We start from the raw sequence: 15,401 nt of genomic DNA on the forward strand, positions 1-15,401 counted from the left end.
TAGAACGATGAAGCAGCTGGGCACGCTCGAAGCCGACGTCATGGAGCTCGTGTGGGACGCCGCTCCCGAACAGTTGTCGGTCCACGACATCCTCGCGGCGATGGCTGACCGGCAGTTGGCGTACACCACTATTTTGACCGTGGTGACCAATCTGCACAGCAAGGGCTTTCTGACCAGAACCAAAGTGAGCCGCGCCTACCATTACACCGCCACGAACACCCGAGAGCAGGTCACCTCCCAGGCGCTGCGCGACATCCTCGACTCCAGCGACGACCCCACCGCAGTCCTGATGCATTTTGCGCGCACTGCCACTCCGGAGGAAACCGATGCACTCCGCAGAAACCTTCCCCGCAAGGCCCGCAGGTGACGCTCGCGGCCACGTTGGCCCTGGCTGCGGTCCTGATCGGGGTCGTCATGCCCCGGGTGCTGGCCATGCAGCCACTCGCAGTTCCCCCGCGCCTGATGATGGTCGGGTGGCTAGCGAGCATCGCGACCTTCTTTTTCCTTGCGTTATCGGCGGGCGTGGTGGTGGCCTGGCCCGATCACGCTCCGGCCGAAAGTCTGACCGACATATGGATTCGGTGTCTGAGTTCGGCGCAGCACACCATGGCGCCCTGGGTGTCGGAGATCGCGGTCGGCGGGGTCGCTGTTGTAGCGGTCTTCTTCTTGGGTCGTTTCACCGCAGTAGGACGCCGGCAGCGCCGCTCGCGGACCAAGATTCGCGGCTACCACGACGATGTCCTGACCGTTCTCGCACGAACTAGGCAGGATCCGGGCAGCCGCTACCGAGAGCTATGGCTCGATCATCCGTTGCCGTTTGCCTATAGCGTCGCCGGCAGCCCCGGCCTGGTGGTCGCCACCGAAGGCCTCTACACGTGCCTCACTCCCACCGAGGCAGCAGCAGTCCTCGAACATGAGCGAGCTCATCTGCACGGGCGCCACCACCGCATCGTGGCGCTGAGCGCCCTGCTGGCGCGAACGCTGCCGATCGTCCCGCTGCTGGCCCGCGCACCTGGCGCACTGGCGATGCTCGTCGAACTCGACGCCGACCGCGCAGCGGCCCGCACCACCAGCCGCGCGGCAGTCCGCTCGGCGTTGTGCCGGGTCCTCCAACAGCAGGCCACCAACCCGACCATGCACGGCGTGGGTTATCACGCCGCCGCACACGACATCCAGACAACCAACGACCGGCGCCTGCACGTCCTCGCCGCAGAGACCTCCCCGAGCCCGCGGCCTCTGACCTACGCAGCGGCGGCAGTGCTGCCGATAGCAGGCGCGGCCCTAGCGGCCACCATCTCTATGGCCGCTGCCTCGGCCGCCTACTGCGCACTCATCGCCTAGCGGCATCTGATCCGGCAACCCCGAGATGCGAAGCTGCGCATGGTCTCAGCGCCGGCCCGAGCCAACGAAGATCGCACCAATCATGACCAAACCCACCATGACACCGCCGCCGAGGACCAGCAGCATCCCGTCATCCCCCAGTGCGCGGCCATACGATTGCTCGGCCGCCGGCCGAGCATCAGAAGTCGGCACGGTCACGACACCGTCAGGAAGATCTAGGGCTCCGTCGGGCCCGCTTGTCTCGCCTGTGCTTGCGCGCACCACGAAGTTGATTTCCCCGACCAGCCGATGACCGTCGGCGGAGGTCACGCTGTAGCTGATCACGTACCACCCCGGTGGGGCCGCACCCACCACCGACGCCCTCACCGATGGCCCAGACACCACCGCCGGGGCCAGTCGCAGTGCGCCCTGGCCACTGGCCAAACTCACCGAGACCACGGTGTCGGACACCTGATGACTAAAGTCCAATTCGATCACCCGGGGCGCTTCCGGCAGCTCTGAGCCCGAGGCGGGCATTGATGACACCAGGAAGGTGTGCGCCGCCGCAGGGCCCGCACCCACCACCAGCCAGCCGGCCGCACCGACCACCCACAACAAGGCCGCGCCTGCCCGCACCACGGCCATTCTCACCCGGGGTGCGATAGCCGTCATCGCCTAAAACTACTAGACGTCATAGTTTTTGCTGCCAAATGGCGAACGTTTCAAACGCCCCTGCCCGCTTGGTCACCCACCGGATAGGCCGAACACTCCGTACATCAATTACCGTCGTCGGTTCCTGGCCGGTCTGTCGGATCCTCATCAGAGTGGCGGCGTGAACTAAAGAGCAACAGACCACCAATCGTGGCCAACCCCAGCACGACAGCGATGATTACCACCACCACGATCCAATTCGACTCCAACGAGCCATCAGGGTCATCGCCCCGATGGGCGTCCTGGGCGGGCCTGTCGGTAGCCGAGGCGCTGCCCGGGATCGCCGGCGCTACCCCCTCTGCACTGGTGGCGGTCACACCTGCGGCGACGGTAAAGGTGAACTCTCCGGTGATGGGGTGCCCGTCCGCAGAAACCACGCGGTATCCCACGGTGAAACCACCTGCAGCGAGACCGGCGGGCAGACGGGCAGTTACGACGGGCCCTGCCACAGAGGGTGCTGAGACCTCGACCTGAGCGTCGGTGCCGTCGCGCACCGCGATGGTCGCGAAACTCTCGGAAATGTCCTGATTAAAAACCAACTCGATCGAGGTGGGCGGCTGCTCAAGGACACTGTCGGCGGCCGGATTCGACGAGACCAGTGAACTATGTGCCGCCGCCGGCCCGGCACCCAGACTCAGACCCAGTGCCACGAACGCGAGGCCAACAATCATTTTGCACACACGTGCCGCCGAGGAAACCATCCCGCCAAACTACTATAAATGATAGTAGTTAGTTCTACGGACCTGGCCTGGTGCACTCCGCGTGCAGCCCGACATCGCTAACCCAAACCGCGCGCCCGCGCGGCGGCCGCACGCCCGGCTACCGCTCGGCAGTGGACATGCCGTCAACGAGATCATCCGGTACCGGCATGACGGTGGTCAGGCCTACTGCGGTTCGTCCGGTGTTGCCTTCCGGGCAACGCCCGCTCAGCGACCCCGGTGCGGCGACAACCATACGTACCAACTACCCGAATGCCTCTCGCCGATCGCGTTGGCGTAGAGCCACTCTCAGCATGGCGACGTGATTGCGGGTGTGCAGCCACGGATAAGGCTGGGACACTGGGACACAATGTGTGCTCGTTCCAGATGGCCCCATTGCTCTGCCGCGGTCACAGCCGACCGAGCGGCCCGCATCTCGGCGGCGTACAGCACCTGAGCGGCCGTGCGGTTCGCGGCCATCGCACTCACTCTTTCGTCGGCTCCGGAGTGCAGCACTCGCACTCCTCGGACACCTCGACGAGGCCGGTCGGTCGAGGGCAGCACGTATCGCCTCGCCATGCGTTGATGCCTTCACGGACAGCGATAGCGGCAATGACCAGCGCCGCGATCGGGTCGGCCCAGGACCACCCCAGCGTGCTGTTGAGAATGAGACCGACCAGCAGGACCGCCGACAGGTACGTGCACAGCAGAGTTTGTTTCGAGTCGGCCACCGCGGACAGCGATCCCAACTCGCGGCCGGCCGCGCGCTGGGCCAGCGAGAGTATGGGCATGATCGCCAAACTCACAGCAGCCAAAGCGATTCCCACTGTTGTGTGCCTGGCCTCGCCCGCGCCGAATAGGCCGCGCACCGCATCAATGGTCACGTAAGTGGCCAGGGCGAAGAATGAGAACGAGATGATCCGCAACGCGACCTTTTCGCGGGCCTCGGGGTCGCGGCCGGCGAACTGCCATGCCACCGCCGCCGCCGACGACACCTCGATGACCGAATCAAGACCGAACCCCACGAGCGCGGTCGATGACACTCTGGCGCCCTCGCTGAGGGCGATCACAGCCTCGATGACGTTGTAGATGATCGTTGCCGCAACGAAATAGCGGATACGACGTGCAAGCACCTGCCGCCGCCCAGGTGAAGGGCGTATGGCCTCAGTGGACGGCAATCCCAGATCAGCAGACATCAGCAGCACCCCTGCGTCGGCGCGTCAGGGCAACATGACGGGTCCACGGCCAACACGACCCCGAGCAGGTCGTCGAGAGCCTTCCCGATTCTTGGATCGGCAAGTTCATACCGGCTGCGGCGCCCTTCTGGGGTAGAGACCACCAGACCGCACCCCCGCAGACACGCCAGGTGGTTGGACAGCGTCTGCCGAGACACTCCGATCGCATCGGCCAACTCCGCTGGATAACAGGGCTTTTCCCGCAAGCTGAGCATGATCTGCGTACGCGTCGTATCCGACAACGCATACCCAAAGCGGGCTAGAGCGTCATGAGCAATCACTGTTGCTGTGTTCACACCCCGGATTATACAGATATCGGTGTATTCAGAAAAGGGTGAACCAGAAGTTTCGCCGCTGAACCACACACAGGACCGCCAAGGGACCAGGCTAGGCGAACGACCGCCGCAGATCGCCCACCCACTATCTTCGGCGCAGTTCGCCTATTGCCGCTGTGGGTGGTGGCGGATAGCTGCAATAGGGTTGCCCCCAAGCTCGGGGGGTGCTTCCCGCGCACCGAAGACGACTCGAGTACCACCAGGCGCCCGCAACGACCTTACAGCCGGCGAGCACGTGCGCTTGGCTACTTAGAGTTGAGCTTGACCTTCAAGTCGTGTTGAAGGTTTACCGTGAGGTCATGGGTACATATCGCATCTCGCAACTGGCGCAGCGGTCTGGCGTTCGGGCCTCGACGCTGCGGTTTTACGAGGAGTCGGGGTTGCTGACTGCGCAGCGGACACCTGCCGGTTACCGGGTGTATGACGAGGCGGCGGTCGAGCGCTTGGAGTTCATCTCTTCGGCCAAGCTGATGGGTTTGGCTCTCGACGAGATACGGGATTTGCTGCAGGCGTGGCAGTCTGGGACGTGTTCGTCGGTGCGGTCGGAGTTGTTGCCGCTGATTGATCAGCAGATCACTGAGACCGATCACCGACTGGCCGAGCTGTCTGCGTTCGCCGCGCGGTTGCGCAGTGTCCGGTCCGGTCTGTCGGGACCTGCCCCTGCGGGCAGCAGCGGACCGGACTGCGGCTGCATGATCACCGACAGCCAGGTTCCGGTGCAGATGCCTGCTGGGATCGCTGACCTCGGGGTCGTCGACGCGGCGACTCCCGTCGGCGGCGCTGACGCCGATTCCCCTGCTATTGCGTGTTCCTTGGGCCGGGAGGAGTTGGGCGAGCGCACCATGCAGTGGCAGCAGATACTTACCCGCGCCCGCCACCGGACCGAACTCGAGGACACCGAGAGCGGTGTGGGTGTGCAGCTGACTTTCGACAATGACGCAGTCTTGGTGAGCCAGCTTGCGTATCTGATTGTGGCAGAACAGCAATGCTGTTCGTTCTACACGTTCACCATGACCGTCGCGGGCGGCGAGGTGGTGGTGGTGCAGGTCCGGGCACCGCGAGAGGCCGCACCGCTGCTGGGCGAATTGTTCGGACAACCGGCATGAGCACCCAGGGCAGGTCCCGGCGCGGCCCCGGCACCGCGCTGGCTGCGCTGGTGGGAGCATGCGCGGTGTGCTGCGCCGGTCCACTACTGGCGGTTCTAAGTGGAATCGGAGCGGCAGGCCTCCTGGGCTCGCTGTGGATACCTGCTCTGCTCATCGTCGTCGCACTCGCGGCGGTCGGCATCCTGGTCGCTCTGCGACGACGGCGACGGGCCAGCTGCACTGTTCCCAACTCCCACCCCGTTGACCTGGACCTCCCGACCCTGAGGCGGGATCTGCGACCTCACTGACCGTGATCGCGGCCACCGCGGCTTGACCTTCGAGTCGACTCGAACGTTTACCCTTCGGGCATGCCAGATCTACGGATATCCGAGCTCGCCGCCAGCAGCGGGGTCCCTGCGACCACCCTGCGGTACTACGAGACCGAGGGCATTCTGCCGGCCGAACGCTCCGCGAACGGTTATCGCGTCTACACCGAGCGGGCGCAGGAACGCCTGGCGTTCATCACCGCAGCCAAGGCTCTGCAGATGTCGCTACCGGAGATCAAGCTGCTCCTGCGGGTGTGGGAGACCGATACGTGCCGTGCCGTCAAATCCGAACTGCGACCGGCGATTGCGCAGCAAATCGCAAACGCCGAAGCATCCATCGCCCGGCTCACCTCGCTGCACCAGGCGCTGACTTCGGCGCTGGCCCGTCTCGACGACACCCCCGACAAAGACTCCGCGTGCAGCCCCGAGTGCGCCTGGCTGACCACACCCGCCGAGAACGCAGCATCATGACTGGCCTGACGTCATCACCGGCGGTGGCCTGGCTCGAAAAGTTCCAGATACCGCTGTACCTGGCCGCCCTGGCGGCCGGCGCCCTGATCGGGATCGCGGCACCGAACTCTGCGACCACGTTCGAGCACGCCATCAACCCTGTCTTGATCGTGTTGCTCTACGCGACCTTTCTGGCGGTCCCGTTTCAGAAGATCAGGGCCTCGCTGCGCGACGGCCGGTTCCTGGTCAGTGTGGTGGTGTTGAACTTCGTCGTCGTGCCCGTCGTCGTCTTTGCACTCACCCGCTTCATTGCTGACGATCAGGCCCTGCTGGTCGGGGTCCTGCTTGTGCTGCTGGCGCCGTGCATTGATTACGTCATTGTCTTCAGTGGCTTGGCGGGGGCGGCATCGGAGCGGCTGCTGGCGAGTGCGCCGCTGATCATGCTCCTGCAGATGGCATTGTTGCCGGTGTACCTGTGGCTGTTCGTGGGGTCGGACCTGGTCGAGATCGTTGATATCGGCCCGTTCGTCGAGGCGTTCGTCTTGCTGATCGTCGTCCCGCTCTGTCTTGCCGCCATCACCCAGGCCATCGCCCGGCGCCACCACGCCGGGATCGTCGTCATGGATGCCATGGCCGCCGCGATGGTGCCGGTCATGATGCTCACCCTGGCTGTCGTGGTTGCCTCGCAGATCGAGGCGGTACGCACGCAATGGTCGTCGCTGATCGCCGTGGTACCGATCTTCGTCGGGTTCCTGATCATCATGGCCATCGTCGGCTTGGCAGTCGGCCGAGCAGCACACCTTGATGTGCCCGCCACCCGGGCGTTGATCTTTTCCGGCGCCACCCGCAACTCCCTGGTCGTGCTCCCGCTCGCCCTCGCCCTACCGCAGACGCTGGCCCTGGCAGCCGTCGTGGTGGTCACCCAAACCCTGGTCGAACTCGTCGGCATGATCATCTACGTTCGACTGATCCCACGCATCACACCGTCATCGAGACCGGTCTCACGAACGTAGCCGCCGACGGTGCGGCCGAAACTCGACCGCACGCGACAGCACCTGCGTGAACAGCGCGCAGATCGCGCTCCAACGTGAACGTCTAGATCGCAGGGCCTTGCCGTGGTTGAGGTCGATCGCACTGGCTCGTGCTCCTGTCCCGTCAGCTGAGTCGGCAGACTTGCCAGGTGTCGAGCGACTCCCATATAGTGGACTCAATCGTTCGGCCCGCCCTAGAACTTCGGTTCTGGGAGTGGGCCGGATTTATATTCATTGAGTGACTGCCACTCCCCTGCCGCCCAAGCCTTTTCTCGCCATCTCCGATCAGGTCGCACGCCTTCGGGGCCGGGGCATGGTGTGTGAGGACGCAGAGACCATGCAGTGGCTCACCGCCGCGGGCTATTACCAGCTCAGTGGTTACTGGTATCCCTTCCGGGAGGCCAATCCATCTGATCGCCAGCGGCCGTTGGACACCTTCAGCACTGGCACGTCGTTCGCTGAGGTGGCCAGGTTGTACGAGTTCGATCGGCACCTCAAAAGCAAGGTGCACAGCGGCGTCGAGCGCATAGAAGTTGCGATGCGCAGCCAGCTAGGTCACCTCCTCGGCGAGATCGACCCGATGGCGCATGAGAATCCGGCCAACTTCCGCCCTGGTTTCGACATTCCGGATGGCTCAAAACCGCTCGTGGTCGAATCGCCAGGAGTCGAGGGCGCGACGCATTCGTCGATCATCACTTCACCAAATACGGTGGACACCTACCCATCTGGGTACTGACTGACATCTTGGACTTCGCCGACCTATCCAAGCTCTTCGCCGGAATGCGCAGCGCAGACCAGCAGGAACTGAGTACCTGGTTCGGGATTACTCCCCCACCGCCCGATCCGCGCGCCTCTGCGGCGTCCCAGCGCCAGCAGCGACGCAAATGGCGCCAACATCCGGCCCTGGAGAGTTGGTTGCTCCAACTCAGCGTTGTCCGCAACATTTGCGCTCACCACAGCCGACTATGGAATCGGCAACTTCCTCCAGCCACCACCGCCGCCCTGCGGGCCGTACCAGGATTCGATGGGCTTCCGAAGGATCAGTCGGAGAGGGTCTTCGGGACGCTGTGCATGATCGGGGTCCTTCTGCGCACCACGTCGCCCGGAAGTGCCTGGACACACCAGGTCAAAGAACTCGTCACCACCAGCTTCGACCAGCTCAGTAGCCGCACGACCGCAGAGATGGGCTTTCCGCGGGGATGGGAAACGCTACCCCTCTGGACCTGAACACCCCATGACACTCCTTGTCCCACGCGATCGTATCCCAGTTCAGAGCATTCACGGCAGTGGTTTTGGGCATAAAAGAGCCCCGCACGTCGAATCAGATTCGACCGCGGGGCACACATGCAGGCCCGCGCTGTGGCGGCGCGATAAGTCAGGCGCAGCGCGCTATGGCGACATCAGTTTCTCCATGGGTATTGCGTGGAGTCGGACGTTATTTCCGGCGCCAGGCCCGCAGCACCGCAGAGAGGGCTTTGAGAAGACCCTCGACCCTGCGAGCCGGTGACTCGCGGTCGATGAGGACCACGATGTAGACCAGCGGAAGTACGCCCACCACCACGATGGTGATAGCGATGATGAATCCCAGTGCACAGAACGCGGATACGTCACCGAACATGGGTCACCCCTTTCTGAGGTGCGCCGCGCACGCCGCACAGACCGATCCCCGTAGGGGACGGTGACCGGCAGATGCATAAGTGCGCGACAGTGACAGCCCAACTGGCAGAGAACCAGCGGGCACAAAAAAACCGGCCATCGGGCCGGTTGTGCGCATACCTCTAGCGCGGTTTGAGTGTGACACGAATTTCTGTGGATAACTCGCTAGCGGAGGGTCTCGGCGTGTTGACTCCCAGAGTTCACTTGCCAGCCTGATTCGATAGCTGTCAAAATAGCGGTATGTCTGATTCTTCGTCGTCGGTGCTGTTCGTCTGTGTTCACAATGCCGGGCGCTCGCAGATGGCCGCTGGGTTTCTCACGGCCCTGTCCGGCGGTGCCGTAGAGGTCCGCTCGGCCGGGTCGATGCCCGCCGATCAAATTAATTCGGTCGCCGTGGAGGCGATGGCTGAGGTGGGTATCGATATCGGGCCTGAGCAGCCCAAAGTGTTGACCCCCGATGCGGTGGAGGCATCGGATGTGGTGATCACGATGGGGTGTGGCGATGTGTGCCCAGTCTTTCCTGGTGTCCGATATGGGGACTGGCAGCTCGACGATCCTGCGGGGCAGGGCCTGGACTCGGTGCGTCCGATTCGCGAGGAAATCCGTACCCGGGTTCTGGCGTTGCTCGACCAGCTGGGGGTGCAGCCGGTGCAGGTTGTGCCGTCACGGTAGATCCGGGGGCGGGCTAATCTTGTCTCATGGCATCGGCGACCGGCAGCGAATCGACACCTTCCGTCGATTCTGCTGCGGCGGGTACCGTCCATTTCCCGGTCCGTGCGGCGCTGAGCCGGGCCCAGGCCGAGGACACCGCAACGGTGTTGCGGGTGGTCTCGGATCCGACCAGGCTGCAGATTCTGAGTCTCATTCACACGAGCGCCGATCAGCGGGCCCGGGTCACCGAACTGACCTTGGCTCTGGGGTTGCGGCAGCCGACGGTCTCGCACCACCTCAAGGTGATGACCGAGGCAGGTGTGGTCGCGCGCGAGCCGATCGGGCGAGAGGTCTGGTACCACATCGTGCCTACCCGCCTGGACGCGATCGCCGATCTGCTGCGCTGATCGGGCCGCACGCGTCGACGTTCGCTGAACGGCAGTAGATGGTGGGCTATGACGATCGTCGGCGCGCGCAGATCGCGGCCATGGCTGACCCCGACCGGCTTGAGTTGCTGGCGTTGATTTTGAGTTCGGACACCGAGGTGACCGCGGCCGGCCTCGCCGGTCCCGGCGGCGATAGTGATCGTTTCGCGGCACAGTTGGCGGTGATGGCGCGGGTCGGTCTGTTGATTGTCGATGGCGTGCGCTATCGGCCGTCTGCAGATGCGTTGGCGCGCTTCGGTGGATCGGCGGTCGGTCATACGGCCGCGTCGGCCGCGGGGGTTGATCCGGGTGATCATGGTCGGTTGTTGCGGCGGATCGCTGAGGACCTGGCGCGGGAGTATGCCGACCATTTTGCGCCGGAGACGATTTCGGAGTTCGTGATGGATAGCTACCAGTTGCTGGCGTCGCGGGCAACGGTGCGTGTGCATTTGCCGGCGCTCACGGCCCGGTTCGCTGCCGAGCGGCTCACTGCCCTGGTGCAGGCAGCAGATGCTGATCATGATTTTCGGCGTGATGTGTTGTTCGTGTGTGTGCGCAACGCAGGTCGCTCGCAGATCGCGGCCGCGTTGATGCGGTCGGTCGCCGGGGATCGGTTGCGGGTGCGTACGGCGGGTTCGTTGCCGGCGGCGCGGGTGGATCCGGTGGTGCGTTCGGAGTTGGTGCGCCGGGGTGTGGCGGGGTTGACCGAGTTTCCCCGGCCGCTGACCAGCGAGGTGGTGCGTGCATCGGGGGTGGTGGTGACGATGGGTTGTGGGGACGCCTGTCCGGTGGTCCCGGGTCGCCGGTACGTCGATTGGCAGGTCGCCGACCCGGTAGGGCGTCCGGCCGGTGAGGTTCGCCGCATCGTGGAGGACATCTCCACCCGTGTGCAGGGTTTGGTCCGCGAACTCGACGTCTGCTGACCGCTGCGGGGTCAGCCGGTGATCGGTGCGCGCAGGGTGCTCGACACCAGCTGGTAGCCGACGCCGCGCACGGTGCTGATGGCGTGCCCGATGCCGTGGGCGTCGAGTTTGCGGCGGAGGCGTTTGACGGCGGCCATGATGGTGCCGTCTGGGTCCGCAGAGTCCGGCCAGAATCGTTGGGCGAACCGTTCTCGGGTGATGACTGTGTCTGGGTGCGAGGCGAACTCGAGCAGCAGCTCGAACTCCAACGCGCTGAGCCCGAGTCGGTGATTGTCTATCGAGGCGCTGTAGCTGGCCCTGTCCAGGACCAAGCCTGCGACGGTGATGACCGGTGGCGGCGGGGCTGGGGTGGCGCTTTGTTTGAGTGCTGCGACAAAGCTGGCTGGGTCATACGGCAACGCGAGCAGGGGGCGGGCACCGGCCAGGACCGCGGGGCCGATGTCGGTGATCTGGCAGGGGCTGTAGGCCAACAGCACTGTCACATTGAGCTTTCCGTGCACGATTTCCACGAACCGGCGCATCGCTTCGGCGCCGATCGAGGCGTTGACGACTACCACGGCAATGCCTTCGAATCCGAGGATCGCGGCGGCGTGGACCGGGTCCTGGCACAGCCGTACGTGCACGCCGAGCGAGCGCAGCCGGTCGGCGAGCGCGGCCGCGGGTTGTTCGTCGGGATCAAGGAGCACGACCGACCCGGGCCCGGCATTCGCGCGTACCCAGGCCGGTACGAGGCGGCGGCCCGGGCGCGCATCGGCGGTCATCGTCATGGCGGTTTAGCCGAACCGGCCGGTGATGTAGTCCTCGGTGCGCCGGTCAGCGGGATTTTCGAAGATCTTTTTGGTGAGGTCGAATTCGACGAGTTCCCCGGTGCGGTCGCCGGTGGTGTCGTCGACGGTGGCGGTGAAAAAGGCGGTACGGTCCGCGACGCGGGCGGCCTGCTGCATGTTATGGGTGACGATGATGATCGTGTATTGATCACGCAGTTCGGTCATCAGCCCTTCGATGCGCATGGTGGCGATGGGATCGAGTGAGGCACACGGTTCGTCCATCAAGATGACGTCCGGTTGCACGGCGATGGTGCGGGCGATGCACAGGCGTTGTTGTTGTCCGCCGGACAGGCCGTAGGCGGACTGTTTGAGTTTGTCTTTGACTTCATCCCACAGGGCGGCGCGGGTCAGTGCCTGCTCGACGAGCTCGTCCATGGAGTCGACGTTCATGCCGGTCACGCGGGGGCCGTAGGCGATGTTGTCGTAGATGGATTTGGGGAACGGGTTGGGCTTTTGGAAGACCATCCCGATCCGTCGGCGTACCTCGATCGGGTCGACACCTTTGCCGTACATGTCTTGTCCGCGGTAGCGGACCTGCCCTTCCACGCGGGCCCCGTCGACCAGGTCGTTCATCCGGTTCAGCGAGCGCAAAATGGTCGACTTGCCGCACCCTGACGGGCCGATGAGGGCGGTGATTTCGTTGTGCGCGAACGGCATCGACACCCCGCGTACGGCCTGAAAACCGCCGTAGTAGACGTGCACGTCGGTGCATTCGAGGACCTGGAAGGGGTTGGTGGGCAGCCGCCGGTTCAGGAAGTTCGCGGGGCGGGTGGAGATCGGCGTGGCCGTGTCAGCGTCGGCGGCGGTCTCGGTTGCCGTGGTGATGTCGGTGGATCCGGGGGTGGCGCTGTTCATGGTGGAAGGCTTTCTGTTGGTGCTCACCAGCGACGCTGGTAGCGGTTGCGGATGACGATCGCCAGCGCATTCATCACGAGCAGGATCGCCACAAGCAAGATGGAGGTGGCGGCGGCGAGCTCGTGGAAACCGGCCTGGGGGGCGTTGGTCCATCCGTAGATCTGGATCGGCATGGTGGTGAAGCCGCTCATCAGGCCGTTGGGGTCGAAGGAAATGAACACCAGGGCTCCCAGCAGGAGCAGCGGGGCGGCCTCCCCCAGCGCTCGCGAGAGCGCCAAGATGGTGCCAGTGGCGATGCCGGGGATCGAGGAGGGCAGGGTGATCCGCCACGCGGTTTGCAGTTCGGTTGATCCCAAAGCCAGTGAGCCGTGCCGCAGTTCCCGCGGCACCGACCGCAGGGCTTCGCGGGTGGAGATGATGATGACCGGCAAGATCAGCAACGCCAGCGCCAGCGCGCCGCCGATGACGATGTTTTTGTTGCCGACACCGATCAGCGCCAGGGTGCCTATCGCGAGCATGCCGTAGATGATCGAGGGGATCGCGGACAGGTTCTGGATGTTGACTTCGATGAACTTGTTGAACCAGTGCCGTTTGTCGGCGAACTCCTCGAGGTGGACCGCCGCGGCGATACCCAGCGGGATCGCCAGGATCGCGGTGGTGCCGATGACCCAGAGCGATCCGAGGATCGCCGGACGCGCCCCGGCTTCATCTGGCCGCGAGGACGGGTACTCGGTGAGAAGCCCGGTGTCGAGGCGGCCGGCGCCTTCGACGAAAGTGGTCACGATCAACGCCACCAAGGTAGCGAAGGCGATGAACAGACTGAGCCACAACAACATCAGGAAGATCAGGGCGGCGGGACTGCGTTCTTTGCTGCGTGATCCGGTGGGGATCGGGGTGTGCTCGCGCGCAGGCTGGGGGCGGGCGGGGGTGGTGATGGCCATGTCAGTACTCCTGGCGGAAGCGGCGGACGAGTTGGATGCTGACGGCGTTGACAACCAGGGTCATCACGAACAGCAGCAGGCCCACCGCGAAGAGGGTGTTGTATTCCAGTGACCCCACGCGGGCATCACCCAACGCCATGCGGGCGATGAAGCCGGTCATGGTGGCGCCCTCCATGGTGGGGTCGGTGACCATCTGGGGACGGGCGCCGGCGGCGATCGCCACGATCATGGTTTCGCCGATGGCCCGCGAGATTCCCAGGACGATGGCCGCGACGATCCCGGACAAGGCGGCCGGGAACACCACCCGCAGGGAGGTTTGCATCCGGTTGGCGCCCAACGCGGACGATCCTTGCCGAAGTGCCTGCGGCACAGCGGTCATGGCGTCCTCGGACAACGAGGCGACGGTCGGGATGATCATCACACCCATCACCAGGCCAGCGGCCAGGATCGAGAACGTCCCCACCTCCAGGTTCAACCAACCTTTGAGGATGGTCGGCGCGACGAACGAGAGCGCGAAGAACCCGAACACGACCGTCGGGATTCCAGCCAATAGCTCCAGGATCGGTTTGAGGATCTTACGGGCCCGCGGGCGGGCGTACTCGGCGAGATAGATCGCCACCCCCAACCCACACGGCACCGCGACCGCCAGCGCGATCCCCGTGGTCCACAGCGTCGCGGTGACCAGCGGCAGGACACCGAAGGAGGGATTGGCGAACTGCGGCGCCCACCGGGTCCCGGTCAAAAACTCCCAGACCGAGACGTCTTGAAAGAAGCTCAGCGCCGGGATCAGCAATGAGATGACGATCCCGACGGTGATCGCGATGGACAACCAGGCACACAGCCGCAACACACCGTGAATCACTTGCTCGCCGCGGCGATTGGAGCTGCGCTGGATCGAGGGCTCGATATCTGGGGAGCCTTGCGGCAGGACAGTAGTGGTGCTCATGGCCGTGCCGCTCAGCCGACGAGGCTGGCGAGTTCTTTCTGCGCGGTCTGCTGCTGCTCGTCGGTCAGGTCAATGAACAGGGCGTCTTCGGCAACCTTTTCTTCATTGGCGACGTAGAAGTCGACGAAGGCCCGCACGCCGGGCTTGTCGGTGTAGCTGGCGTTGTTGACGTAGATGAACAGCGGCCGGCCCAGCGGAGCGTAGGTACCGTCCTGCACGGTTTCTTTGCTGGGGGTGATGCAGCCGCTGCCGTTGTCGACGCCCACCAGTTTGACCGCGTCCGCGTTCTCTTCGGCGTAGCTCAGACCGAAAAAGCCCAGTGCGCCAGTCGATCCGCTGACACCCTGCACGGTCAGGTTGTCATCTTCGGAGGGGGTGTAGTCGGTGCGGATCGCGCCCTCTTCCCCGTTGATGGCCTCGGTGAAGTAGTCGAAGGTTCCCGAGTCGGTACCCGCGCCGAACAGGTCGAGCTTCTCGTTCGGGAAGGACGGATCGACCTGGTTCCAGCTCGTAACCTTGCCTTCCGATCCCGGTCCCCAAATGGTGGCCAGCTGGGCTGTGGTCAGGCAATCGATCCAGTCGTTGCCGGGATTGACCACCACCGACAGTCCGTCGTTGGCGATCACGATCTCGGTGTACTTGATGCCTTTGGCCTCGCAGGCAGCCTTCTCTTCGTTGCTGATCGAACGGGAGGCGTCAGAGATATCGGTCTCACCGGCGCAGAAACGTTTGAACCCGCCGCCGGTTCCCGAGGTGGCGACCGTGACATTGACCCCGGCCTCCTCATCGCGAAACATTGTGGCCGCAGCAGAACTGAGCGGTTCGACCGTCGAGGAACCGTCCACGCTGACCTCGCCGCTGATCCCATCGCCCGAGCCACCCGAATCCTGGCCACCGCACGCCGCACTGCCAAGGACTACACCCGACACCGCGACCGCTACCAGTACGCGCCTGGGAAGTGTAAACACGTGATTGTTCCTTCTCTG

21 protein-coding genes and 1 pseudogene are annotated in these 15,401 nt (G+C 64.4%); 11 read left to right on the forward strand and 11 right to left on the reverse strand.

Annotated elements, in window-relative coordinates:
- Positions 1–7: 7 nt before the first annotated feature.
- Together BFL43_RS04830 and BFL43_RS04835 are read left to right on the forward strand one after the other, a co-directional pair.
- The gene (locus tag BFL43_RS04830; RefSeq protein WP_084891301.1) at positions 8–367 is read left to right on the forward strand and encodes a BlaI/MecI/CopY family transcriptional regulator; all 360 of its coding nucleotides are present in this window, start codon (positions 8–10) and stop codon (positions 365–367) included.
- Positions 364–1,341, forward strand: coding sequence for a M56 family metallopeptidase (locus BFL43_RS04835; RefSeq protein ID WP_084891303.1), 978 nt, complete (start codon positions 364–366; stop codon positions 1,339–1,341). The genes BFL43_RS04830 and BFL43_RS04835 overlap by 4 nt, the downstream gene beginning before the upstream one ends.
- Before the next feature lie 45 nt (positions 1,342–1,386).
- On the opposite strand, the gene BFL43_RS04840 is transcribed toward BFL43_RS04835, so the two are convergent.
- The 5 genes and pseudogenes from BFL43_RS04840 to BFL43_RS04860 all read right to left on the reverse strand — a co-directional run bounded on the left by BFL43_RS04840 (position 1,387) and on the right by BFL43_RS04860 (position 4,260).
- Positions 1,387–1,992 carry a copper resistance CopC family protein gene (locus BFL43_RS04840; protein WP_084891305.1) on the reverse strand — a complete coding sequence of 202 codons (606 nt, stop codon included), beginning with the start codon at positions 1,990–1,992 and terminating at the stop codon, positions 1,387–1,389.
- A 104-nt stretch (positions 1,993–2,096) separates the two neighbouring features.
- Entirely contained in the window at positions 2,097–2,702 is a 606-nt protein-coding gene (locus BFL43_RS04845; RefSeq protein ID WP_168176529.1) for a copper resistance CopC family protein, read from the reverse strand.
- 148 nt (positions 2,703–2,850) lie between these two features.
- Positions 2,851–3,209, reverse strand: a pseudogene (locus BFL43_RS04850) (DUF3703 domain-containing protein).
- A gap of 5 nt (positions 3,210–3,214) precedes the next feature.
- Positions 3,215–3,925 carry a cation transporter gene (locus BFL43_RS04855; RefSeq protein ID WP_084891360.1) on the reverse strand — a complete coding sequence of 237 codons (711 nt, stop codon included), beginning with the start codon at positions 3,923–3,925 and terminating at the stop codon, positions 3,215–3,217.
- Positions 3,925–4,260 carry a metalloregulator ArsR/SmtB family transcription factor gene (locus tag BFL43_RS04860; protein WP_084891309.1) on the reverse strand — a complete coding sequence of 112 codons (336 nt, stop codon included), beginning with the start codon at positions 4,258–4,260 and terminating at the stop codon, positions 3,925–3,927. Before BFL43_RS04860 ends, BFL43_RS04855 begins: the two co-directional genes overlap by 1 nt.
- 338 nt (positions 4,261–4,598) lie before the next feature.
- Between BFL43_RS04860 and BFL43_RS04865 the strand changes: the two genes are divergently transcribed.
- The 6 genes from BFL43_RS04865 (at position 4,599) to BFL43_RS29730 (ending at position 8,418) form a co-directional block, all read left to right on the forward strand.
- A complete protein-coding gene (locus BFL43_RS04865) occupies positions 4,599–5,405 on the forward strand; it encodes a MerR family transcriptional regulator (protein ID WP_084891362.1) in 807 nt (268 codons plus the stop codon).
- Positions 5,402–5,692 (forward strand): hypothetical protein, encoded by a 291-nt coding sequence (locus BFL43_RS04870; RefSeq protein ID WP_206186615.1) that lies wholly within the window; start codon positions 5,402–5,404, stop codon positions 5,690–5,692. Before BFL43_RS04865 ends, BFL43_RS04870 begins: the two co-directional genes overlap by 4 nt.
- A gap of 60 nt (positions 5,693–5,752) precedes the next feature.
- Entirely contained in the window at positions 5,753–6,181 is a 429-nt protein-coding gene (locus BFL43_RS04875) for a MerR family transcriptional regulator (protein WP_084891311.1), read from the forward strand.
- Complete coding sequence (locus BFL43_RS04880) at positions 6,178–7,173, forward strand: bile acid:sodium symporter (protein WP_084891313.1); 996 nt, start codon at positions 6,178–6,180, stop codon at positions 7,171–7,173. Before BFL43_RS04875 ends, BFL43_RS04880 begins: the two co-directional genes overlap by 4 nt.
- A 355-nt stretch (positions 7,174–7,528) precedes the next feature.
- Positions 7,529–7,927 (forward strand): Abi family protein, encoded by a 399-nt coding sequence (locus tag BFL43_RS29725; protein WP_168176530.1) that lies wholly within the window; start codon positions 7,529–7,531, stop codon positions 7,925–7,927.
- A complete protein-coding gene (locus BFL43_RS29730; RefSeq protein ID WP_084891317.1) occupies positions 7,846–8,418 on the forward strand; it encodes an Abi family protein in 573 nt (190 codons plus the stop codon). Before BFL43_RS29725 ends, BFL43_RS29730 begins: the two co-directional genes overlap by 82 nt.
- Before the next feature lie 208 nt (positions 8,419–8,626).
- Here the strand turns inward: BFL43_RS29730 and BFL43_RS04895 are convergent, their stop codons facing one another.
- A complete protein-coding gene (locus BFL43_RS04895) occupies positions 8,627–8,809 on the reverse strand; it encodes a hypothetical protein (RefSeq protein WP_084891319.1) in 183 nt (60 codons plus the stop codon).
- Between the two features lie 278 nt (positions 8,810–9,087).
- Here BFL43_RS04895 and BFL43_RS04900 point away from each other — a divergent pair, with 278 nt between their 5' ends.
- From BFL43_RS04900 to BFL43_RS04910, 3 genes are all read left to right on the forward strand, one after another.
- Positions 9,088–9,519 (forward strand): arsenate reductase ArsC, encoded by a 432-nt coding sequence (locus tag BFL43_RS04900; RefSeq protein ID WP_084891321.1) that lies wholly within the window; start codon positions 9,088–9,090, stop codon positions 9,517–9,519.
- Between the two features lie 26 nt (positions 9,520–9,545).
- Positions 9,546–9,905, forward strand: a complete 360-nt coding sequence (locus tag BFL43_RS04905; protein ID WP_084891323.1) for a metalloregulator ArsR/SmtB family transcription factor — start codon at positions 9,546–9,548, stop codon at positions 9,903–9,905.
- A gap of 80 nt (positions 9,906–9,985) precedes the next feature.
- A complete protein-coding gene (locus BFL43_RS04910) occupies positions 9,986–10,846 on the forward strand; it encodes a low molecular weight phosphatase family protein (protein WP_240498063.1) in 861 nt (286 codons plus the stop codon).
- Positions 10,847–10,857: 11 nt separating this feature from the next.
- Here BFL43_RS04910 and BFL43_RS04915 read toward each other — a convergent pair whose 3' ends face one another.
- From BFL43_RS04915 to BFL43_RS04935, 5 genes are read right to left on the reverse strand one after another with little or no spacing between them, the layout of a single operon-like run.
- On the reverse strand, positions 10,858–11,613 hold the full coding sequence (locus BFL43_RS04915) for a winged-helix domain-containing protein (protein ID WP_084891325.1): 756 nt from the start codon (positions 11,611–11,613) through the stop codon (positions 10,858–10,860).
- A 6-nt stretch (positions 11,614–11,619) separates the two neighbouring features.
- A complete protein-coding gene (gene pstB, locus BFL43_RS04920; protein WP_084891368.1) occupies positions 11,620–12,528 on the reverse strand; it encodes a phosphate ABC transporter ATP-binding protein PstB in 909 nt (302 codons plus the stop codon).
- 23 nt (positions 12,529–12,551) lie between these two features.
- On the reverse strand, positions 12,552–13,469 hold the full coding sequence (gene pstA, locus BFL43_RS04925) for a phosphate ABC transporter permease PstA (protein WP_084891327.1): 918 nt from the start codon (positions 13,467–13,469) through the stop codon (positions 12,552–12,554).
- 1 nt (position 13,470) lies between these two features.
- Entirely contained in the window at positions 13,471–14,415 is a 945-nt protein-coding gene (gene pstC / locus BFL43_RS04930) for a phosphate ABC transporter permease subunit PstC (protein WP_084891329.1), read from the reverse strand.
- Positions 14,416–14,426: 11 nt separating this feature from the next.
- The gene (locus BFL43_RS04935; RefSeq protein WP_240498064.1) at positions 14,427–15,383 is read right to left on the reverse strand and encodes a PstS family phosphate ABC transporter substrate-binding protein; all 957 of its coding nucleotides are present in this window, start codon (positions 15,381–15,383) and stop codon (positions 14,427–14,429) included.
- Positions 15,384–15,401: the final 18 nt, after the last annotated feature.

It is taken from the genome of Williamsia sp. 1135 (assembly GCF_002095395.1).
GTDB lineage: Bacteria > Actinomycetota > Actinomycetes > Mycobacteriales > Mycobacteriaceae > Williamsia.

Coding starts and splice junctions, on each gene's coding strand:
- BFL43_RS29725 (WP_168176530.1), top strand. CDS start 7,529: ATGCAGTGGCTCACCGCCGCGGGCTATTACCAGCTCAGTGGTTACTGG.
- pstB (WP_084891368.1), bottom strand. CDS start 12,528: ATGAACAGCGCCACCCCCGGATCCACCGACATCACCACGGCAACCGAG.
- BFL43_RS04830 (WP_084891301.1), top strand. CDS start 8: ATGAAGCAGCTGGGCACGCTCGAAGCCGACGTCATGGAGCTCGTGTGG.
- BFL43_RS04915 (WP_084891325.1), bottom strand. CDS start 11,613: ATGACGATGACCGCCGATGCGCGCCCGGGCCGCCGCCTCGTACCGGCC.
- BFL43_RS04870 (WP_206186615.1), top strand. CDS start 5,402: ATGAGCACCCAGGGCAGGTCCCGGCGCGGCCCCGGCACCGCGCTGGCT.
- BFL43_RS04895 (WP_084891319.1), bottom strand. CDS start 8,809: ATGTTCGGTGACGTATCCGCGTTCTGTGCACTGGGATTCATCATCGCT.
- BFL43_RS04880 (WP_084891313.1), top strand. CDS start 6,178: ATGACTGGCCTGACGTCATCACCGGCGGTGGCCTGGCTCGAAAAGTTC.
- BFL43_RS04855 (WP_084891360.1), bottom strand. CDS start 3,925: ATGTCTGCTGATCTGGGATTGCCGTCCACTGAGGCCATACGCCCTTCA.
- pstC (WP_084891329.1), bottom strand. CDS start 14,415: ATGAGCACCACTACTGTCCTGCCGCAAGGCTCCCCAGATATCGAGCCC.
- BFL43_RS04845 (WP_168176529.1), bottom strand. CDS start 2,702: ATGATTGTTGGCCTCGCGTTCGTGGCACTGGGTCTGAGTCTGGGTGCC.
- BFL43_RS04905 (WP_084891323.1), top strand. CDS start 9,546: ATGGCATCGGCGACCGGCAGCGAATCGACACCTTCCGTCGATTCTGCT.
- BFL43_RS04875 (WP_084891311.1), top strand. CDS start 5,753: ATGCCAGATCTACGGATATCCGAGCTCGCCGCCAGCAGCGGGGTCCCT.
- BFL43_RS04865 (WP_084891362.1), top strand. CDS start 4,599: ATGGGTACATATCGCATCTCGCAACTGGCGCAGCGGTCTGGCGTTCGG.
- BFL43_RS04840 (WP_084891305.1), bottom strand. CDS start 1,992: ATGACGGCTATCGCACCCCGGGTGAGAATGGCCGTGGTGCGGGCAGGC.
- BFL43_RS04900 (WP_084891321.1), top strand. CDS start 9,088: ATGTCTGATTCTTCGTCGTCGGTGCTGTTCGTCTGTGTTCACAATGCC.
- BFL43_RS04910 (WP_240498063.1), top strand. CDS start 9,986: ATGGCTGACCCCGACCGGCTTGAGTTGCTGGCGTTGATTTTGAGTTCG.
- pstA (WP_084891327.1), bottom strand. CDS start 13,469: ATGGCCATCACCACCCCCGCCCGCCCCCAGCCTGCGCGCGAGCACACC.